This window comes from Bradyrhizobium sp. KZN70725 (assembly GCF_055264925.1).
Genome location: NZ_JBUYWT010000064.1, coordinates 34,158 through 41,400, shown reverse-complemented (window position 1 = coordinate 41,400; position 7,243 = coordinate 34,158). Strand labels below are relative to the sequence as shown.

The window sequence follows — 7,243 nt, the reverse complement described above, 5'->3', positions numbered from 1 at the left end:
TTGTTGTTGGTCCGCGCCTGCCTCTGTCTGTCATTCCGGGGCGCCCGTAGCGCGGACCCGGAATCTCGAGATTCCGGGTTCGCGGTACGCGCGCCCCGGAATGACGGTGCGACTTACTGCGTCTTCGCCACGCGCGGCGGCGCGGCTGTGGTGACGAACGAGGTGGCTTCCAGCATGGCTTGGCCGAGCGGGGTCGGGATCGTCATGCGGAACGGCACCAGAAGGCGAGTGCCGGCGATCGGCACGAAGGCGATCTCGATGTTGCGCTGGGCGGCGAGATATTTGATCACGGGCCGATCCGGGATGTAGCCCGAGATCGGCACGAAATAGAGCGCGCAGACCAGCGCCGGGCCGTGATAGCCGCGCTCGGCCTTGACGATCTCGACCCGCTTGAAATCGAGCTTGAGGTCGTAACGCATGCGGCCGTCAAAGATGCCGGCGCCGCTGCGGCAAATATCCGGGCTCATCAATTCGGCATTGCCGGGCGCGCGCAGGAACGAGCCGGTCATCGGATCGAACACGTTCTTCTTCTGCGCATCGGTCACCGGCAGGCGGTCGGGATCGACCGGCGGCTCCGGCTCGATCGCGGATTCCTTGATGCCGCCATCGGCCAGCACCATCCGGATCGTCTCCGACTTCTTCGAGGTGGTGGTGGTCGCGGTGTAGGAGGTGGCGGCCAGCGCGCCGTTGACGACGCGGCCCTGCGAGGCGCCCGCGCCAGAGCCGCCGGAAAACGCTTTCAGAAGGCCCGCGGTGCCGCCCTGGGCCGAGGCCGAGAAGCTGTCGTCGCCGACTTCGATGGTCCAGCTGCCCTTGCCGACCGGGATACCGGCCAGGGTCGCCTCATACTGGGCGTCGAGCCGCCCCTGCGCGCTGGCGCGCTCGGCGCAGAACAGCAGCAATGCGCCCGCGCACAGGCCGAGCAGCCGGCCGAGCGGGGGCAAAATGGCAATGGCGGTGGTCACTTAACCTACCTGACGGTCCTGCTATCGGCGCTCTATCCATTGTCCATTTCGGCGTTCAATTCGGCCGGACAACAAGGCGCATCTTGTATGGAACCTAGACTTGCAGCCGAATACGCCCTTTATATGGTTGCCATATCCGCCGTTAAGTGGCTGGAAGACCTTATGAACCGGCAATTCCGGTGCCCCGCATGCGGCGATATAATCTTGACGCCCGGGTATTCTCCCCCTATACACCCGCGGTTCCTGGAAAATGGACGCGAATTCAAAACCCCCGCGCGGGCCGTGTGATTGCACGCCCTTCGAGCGGCGGGGATGCAATAAGGATTTTGTAAGATGTCCCGGCGCTGCGAACTGACGGCCAAGGGCCCCCAGACGGGCCACAAGGTGAGCCACTCGAACATCAAGACCAAGCGGCGCTTCCTGCCGAACCTGGCCAACATCACCTTCATCTCCGAAGCGCTCGGCCGCAACGTGCGCCTGCGCGTCTCGACCAACGCGCTGAAGAGCGTCGACCATAACGGCGGCCTCGACGCCTATCTGCTCAAGGCCAAGGCCGACGTGCTCTCGCCCCGCGCCCTCGACCTGAAGCGCGCGATCGAGAAGAAGGTCGGCAAGCCGGCACCGGTGAAGAAGGCGAGCTGAGCGAGACTGCGGGAGCGGAATTCGCGGGAAGAGAGATTTGAACGGCCGGGTCGGATGACCCGGCCGTTTTTGCTTGGCCAACAAACTGGCTACCGAGATGGTCGCTCTGGTTGCATGCGTCGCACATTCATGCGTGAACGCTGGACCAATTTGGGAAGGGGACACGCGGGCTCTCGTGTCAAGCGACGCATCAGTGCATTTCGTCGACTTGGTATCAAAGCAATAGAATTGAAATGAGACCGCGATCGAGGCCCGACGGCGAAGTGGAATCTTCTTTGCGCAATGACGACCGAAGTAAAATCATCCATTGCTCTGCGTAAGGAGAGATGGATTGCTTCGTCGCTTCGCCAAGGCTTCGGCGGACAAGTCGTCGCTTCGCTTCTCGCAATGACGGCGTCACCATGGGTTGCGACAGTTCGCTGACAGCTGCTGCCAATGACAGCGGTGTCATCTCCTCCATCACGCGCACATCACACGAATCTTCTGCTTGATCCATCGAGAGCGCGTGAAGAAACGCTTAACGCGCGCGCCCCGACCCACAAAGAAAGCCTATAAATAAAGGCAAAAGCGGCTTCTCGCGTGGGCTTGTCGCGCCGCAGCCTTGGCGAAGGCGGACGTTAATCACAACCTCACGCGATCAATCACGAGCGCATGAGGCGCATGCAAAACGCCACGATCTCTTCCAGATATTAGTGTGCAAACAAGCCGTCCGACACGAATGCGATTCGACGCGGTACGCCGCATCGTCTCGAAGACCGTGAGGGACATCACGGCCAGCACAACTGATTGTGAGGCATGTGCGCCGCACTCTTGGGAAGAAGCCTGGCCGTTCCTATGTCACGTCCAAAGAACGACCCCGATAAAGGAATTGCTCGATGCAAGTTCGCGCAGCCGATCCGCGCGGAAGACTGGTGCCTGCGATTGCAACCGCCGCCGTGGCGGTGCTCGCCACGGCCGCCCTCGTCATCCTCGAATTCAACCCGCCCCGCAATGTGCAGGCCGCGGCCGAGCCCGGCATGATCACCTCTGCCGCCGCCAGCAGAGCCGGCGCCACCGTGCTGCCGACCGATCCGGTCACGACCGGCAGCGTGCGGGTGCGCTAGAAGTTATTCCCTCGCCCCGCTCTTGCGGGGAGAGGGTTAGGGTGAGGGGCTTCTCTCCACACGTTAGGTCGCCGTTAGACCTGTACCCCCTCACCCGGATCGCATTGCGCTACGCTGCATGCGATCCGACCTCTCGCCGCAAGCGGGGCGAGGTTAAGGAAGCGGCATTCCGCTCCACGGTAGGCCACCGCACATTGGCCGATTTGGCCATCCCGCCGCATTTTCGCATCCCTGCCCCGGCGTCTCACCACAAGCCCAACGTGCGGCCGCTCACGTAAGCTCTCCCTCGCGGACAAAACAAAAAAGCCACAGGGAGGCTCACGATGATCTGGAAGGCCGTCACGGCAGCCGTCGCGCTTGCGCTCGCGACGCAGGTACACGCCGCCGAGAAGAAATATGGCACGGGCGCCAGCGACACCGAGATCAAGCTCGGACAGACCTCGCCATTCTCCGGCGCGGCATCGGCCTACAGCGTGATCGCGAAGACGCAGGCCGCCTACTTCAGGATGATCAACGACCAGGGCGGCGTGAACGGGCGCAAGATCAACCTGATCACGCTCGACGACGGCTACTCGCCGCCGAAGACGGTGGAGCAGACCCGCAAGCTCGTCGAGCAGGAGGAGGTCGCCGCGATCCTCAATCCGCTGGGCACGCCGACGGGCCTGGCCGTGCGCAAATATCTCAACGACAAGAAAGTGCCGCAGCTGTTCGTCGGCGCCGGCGCCACGCTGTGGGGCGACTACGCGCATTATCCGTGGACGATCGGCTTCCAGCCGTCGTACCAGGCCGAGACCGCGGTCTACGCCAAGTATGTCCTGACCAACAAGCCGGACGCCAAGATCGCGCTGTTCTACCAGAACGACGACGCCGGCAAGGATTACGGCAACGGCTTCAAGAAGGGGCTCGGGCCGGAGAACACCGCGAAGATGGTGGTGGCGGAAACGACCTATGAATCGACCGATCCGACGGTCGACAGCCAGATCGTGAAGCTGAAATCATCCGGCGCCAACGTGCTGTTCATGCACGCGATCCCCAAGCAGGCGGCGCAGGCGATCAAGAAGATCGGCGAGATCGGCTGGAAGCCCGACCTGTTCTTCCTCGCGGCGACCTCGACCTCGGTGTCCTCGGTGCTGAAGCCGGCCGGCTTCGAATATTCCAGGGACATCATCTCGTCCTACTCGCTGAAGGATCCGAACGATCCGCAATGGAAGGCGGATAAGGACGTGATCGCCTGGCAGGACTTCATGAAGAAGTATTTTCCGGACGGCAATCTGCAGGACCAGCTGATCGTCTACGGCTATGTGGTGGCGGAGGCGACGGTGCAGGTCTTGAAGCAATGCGGCGACGACCTCACCCATGAAAACATCATGAAGCAGGCCGCCAATCTCGACATCGCGCTGCCGATGTTCCTGCCCGGCATCAAGGTGAAGACCTCACCGACCGACTACTTCCCGGTCGAAGCGATGCGGCTGCAAAAGTTCAACGGCGAGACCTGGCAGCTGTTCGGCGACACGATCGGGAATGATTGAGGGGGTTAAACGCAAATCCATCCACGTCGTCGTCCCGGCGAAGGCCGGGACCCATTACCCCGACTGGATGGAGTGGCGCGACGCTGGGGCCGCAGCCCGCTGCAACAACAGGCTGCGGTGGTTATGGGTCCCGGCCTCCGCCGGGACGACGAGGAGGTTAGAGTCCGTTCGCAAACAAAGGCCGGGACGACGGGAGCTTAGACGCCCCGCTCCAGCAACGCCCGAAAATCCGCCCGCGCGCGCTGCGCCTCGGCGCGTGCGGCCTCCGACGCGTCGCCGAGACCAAAATAGCCGTGAATCAGCCCCTCGCCGGAATGATAGGTCACCGGCACGCCGGCCGCCTGCAACGCCTTGGCATAAGCGTGCCCCTCGTCGCGCAGCGGGTCGAACCAGGCTGTGGTGACCACCGCCGGTGCCACACCCGCGAGGCTCTTCGCGCGCAGCGGCGAGACGCGCCAGTCGGCGCCCTCAGCCTTGCCGGCGAGATAGTGCCCGCAGAACCACTGCATCGTCGCCCGCGTCAGGAAGTAGCCGTCCGCATTCTCGGCGCGTGACGGAAATTTGGCGTTCTCGGCCGCGTCGGCAAAATTGCCGACCACATCGGTGACGGGATAGACCAGCAATTGCCCGGCGAGCCTGATGCCGGCGTCGCGGCAGGCCAGCGCGGTGGTGGCGGCGAGATTGCCGCCGGCGGAATCGCCGGCGACGCCGACGCGGGAAAGGTCGCCGCCGAATTCGTCGATCCGCGCGACCACGTCGCGGATCGCGGCGAACGCATCCTCGAACGCGCCGGGAAAGCGGGTTTCCGGCGGGCGGCGGTAGTCGACCGAGATCACGACAGCGCCGGTGTCGATCACGAGGTTGCGGGCCTGGCGATCATGCGTCTCGAGATCGCCGGCGACCCAGCCGCCGCCGTGGAAGAAGATCACGGTCGGCGCCGTGCCACGGCCGTTGCGATAGAGCCGCGCGCCGAGCTTGCCGGCGGCGCCAGCGACCTCGATATCGCGTGCCACGTCGACCGGCGGCGGCGGCACCGCCTTGCGCGCCTCCGCCAGCGCCCGCAGCGAATCGCGACAGCTCTGCGGCGTCATGGTTTCGGGATCGCGCAGCGGCAGCAGCGGGATGATCTTCTCAATGACGGGATCGAGCGGAAGCGGCATGGGAGTCCTTCAGTGCGAGTGCGTGGAGTTCAGGTGAGTTGCTTGGAAAGCGCGCCGGCCTCGATCGCTGCGATCTGCAGCGCGATGAAGCGGCTGTAGATGCGGGCCTGCGAGAACGCGCCGCCGGCGAACCAAAGGCCGGGCTGCGGCGTGCGTGTCCACATGTTGCGCAGCTCCTGGGTCGCCTCGTCGAAGCCCCAGACGCGGCCGACGCGGGCGGCGACGTCCTCGCCGAACAACCTGCCGACCAGATGGTCCGGGCCCTTGTAGCCAGTGGCGAGCACGAACAGCTCGGCGGCGAGCGACGTGCCGTCCTTCAGCGCAAGGCCGGCGGCGGTGATATCGGCGATGTCGGCGGCCTGGATCAGGCGGATCTTGCCGTCGGCGATCAATTCGGAGCAGCCGACATTGAAGTAATAGCCGCCGCCGCGGGAGCGGAACTTCAGCGGCCAGCCGGTGCCGTCCTCGCCGAACTCGAGCCGGAAGCCGGCGCGCTCCAGCCGCGACAGCAGCGGCGCATCGAGCCGCTTGACCTCGTCGGTGATGATCCTGTGCGCGATCTTCATCACCGGGAGCGGCACGCCGGAATTGAGGATGTCGCGCACCTCGATCGCCGGTCCGTCGCCGAGATAGGTCTTGTCGTAGAGCTGCGCGGGCTCGACATTGACTACCATGGTCGGGCTGCGCTGCACCATGGTGACGTCGGCACCGGCGGCGTGCAGCTCCTGGCAGATGTCATGCGCGCTGGTGCCGGTGCCAAACACGACGACCGAACGCCCCGCCCATTCGCGCCCGGCCGCGAAGGCGCTGGAGTGCAGCACCTTCCCCTCGAAATTCCCGATGCCGTCGATCCTGGGAATGTTCGGCGTGCCGCTGACGCTGGTCGCGAGCACGATGTGCTTCGGATGCAGCGTGCGCGGGCCGCTGGTCCTTTGCAGCGTCACGGTCCAGCGCTGCGTCGTATCGTCATAGCGCGCGCCCTCGAACGAGGTCTCGGTCCAGAAGTCGAGCTCCATGATGTCGACATAGCTCTCCAGCCAGTTCGCGATCTTGTCCTTCGGGATGTAGTCCGGAAAGCTCGGCGGGAACGGGAGGTAGCGAAACAGATTGACCGGCGTCTTGTTGTGCAGCTTGAGCCCGCGATAGCGCAGCCGCCAATTGTCGCCGATGCGCCGCTCGCGATCGACGATCAGGGCATCGAGCCCGATCCGCTTGCACTCGACCGCGGCCGCGATGCCGGCATGGCCGCCGCCGACGATCAGCACATCGGGCTCGCGGTCGGCATAGGCGCGCGAGGCCTGCCGCTGCTCCAGCCAGTCGGGTGCGGCGAAATCGCGCGCATGGGATTGCTCGGCAGCGCCGTCGGCGCGCGCCTCGCAGATGCGGTTGAAGTCGAGCATCGTGGAGAACGTCCACGCCACGGAATTTCCGCCCCTCTCATGCAGCAGGCGGACCGCACCGGTGCCGGGACCATTCGACGTGTCGAAGGTGAAGACCGCCTCGATCGTCTCGCGTCCGGCCACCACGGCCCGCCGCGGTATCAAGGCACGGTCATCGAGACGAAATCCGCTCGCGCCGACCGCTTCAGCGCGCGTCAGCAGTTCGGCAACGACGCGCTGCCGCCCGCTGAAGGTCGCAAATTGCCAGGAGATGCCGAAGATATTGCGCCAGTGGCTCTCCGGCGCAAGCAATGCGGATAGAGCCTCCATGGAGCGGCTCGCGAGCGCCGCATCCAGCGCGCCGATCCATCGCTCGGCGGCAAGTTCAGGCGCGTCCTCCGTAGCCGGGTTCAGTTTGTCCAGCATGATCGTGCTTTCTCGGGAGCAGTTGCCGTCTATCTGACA

At 64.6% G+C, this 7,243-nt stretch carries 7 protein-coding genes; 3 read left to right on the top strand and 4 right to left on the bottom strand.

The genetic code is table 11. The features are described 5' to 3' along the window. Nucleotides 1-113 precede the first annotated feature (113 nt). The gene (locus tag ACZBJS_RS36150) at nt 114-944 is read right to left on the bottom strand and encodes a DUF3108 domain-containing protein (RefSeq protein ID WP_463439903.1); all 831 of its coding nucleotides are present in this window, start codon (nt 942-944) and stop codon (nt 114-116) included. Nucleotides 945-1,298: 354 nt separating this feature from the next. Between ACZBJS_RS36150 and rpmB the strand changes: the two genes are divergently transcribed. Continuing rightward, complete coding sequence (gene rpmB, locus ACZBJS_RS36145) at nt 1,299-1,607, top strand: 50S ribosomal protein L28 (protein WP_028341882.1); 309 nt, start codon at nt 1,299-1,301, stop codon at nt 1,605-1,607. 214 nt (nt 1,608-1,821) lie between these two features. On the opposite strand, the gene ACZBJS_RS36140 is transcribed toward rpmB, so the two are convergent. Further along, on the bottom strand, nt 1,822-2,103 hold the full coding sequence (locus tag ACZBJS_RS36140) for a hypothetical protein (RefSeq protein WP_141341019.1): 282 nt from the start codon (nt 2,101-2,103) through the stop codon (nt 1,822-1,824). Between the two features lie 379 nt (nt 2,104-2,482). Here ACZBJS_RS36140 and ACZBJS_RS36135 point away from each other — a divergent pair, with 379 nt between their 5' ends. Together ACZBJS_RS36135 and ACZBJS_RS36130 are read left to right on the top strand one after the other, a co-directional pair. Further along, entirely contained in the window at nt 2,483-2,710 is a 228-nt protein-coding gene (locus ACZBJS_RS36135) for a hypothetical protein (RefSeq protein ID WP_028336196.1), read from the top strand. A 323-nt stretch (nt 2,711-3,033) separates the two neighbouring features. Then, nucleotides 3,034-4,239, top strand: coding sequence for an ABC transporter substrate-binding protein (locus ACZBJS_RS36130; RefSeq protein ID WP_463439900.1), 1,206 nt, complete (start codon nt 3,034-3,036; stop codon nt 4,237-4,239). 197 nt (nt 4,240-4,436) lie between these two features. Here ACZBJS_RS36130 and ACZBJS_RS36125 read toward each other — a convergent pair whose 3' ends face one another. After that, a complete protein-coding gene (locus ACZBJS_RS36125) occupies nt 4,437-5,399 on the bottom strand; it encodes an alpha/beta hydrolase (protein WP_463439899.1) in 963 nt (320 codons plus the stop codon). Nucleotides 5,400-5,428: 29 nt separating this feature from the next. Next, complete coding sequence (locus tag ACZBJS_RS36120; RefSeq protein ID WP_463439898.1) at nt 5,429-7,204, bottom strand: NAD(P)-binding domain-containing protein; 1,776 nt, start codon at nt 7,202-7,204, stop codon at nt 5,429-5,431. Nucleotides 7,205-7,243: the final 39 nt, after the last annotated feature.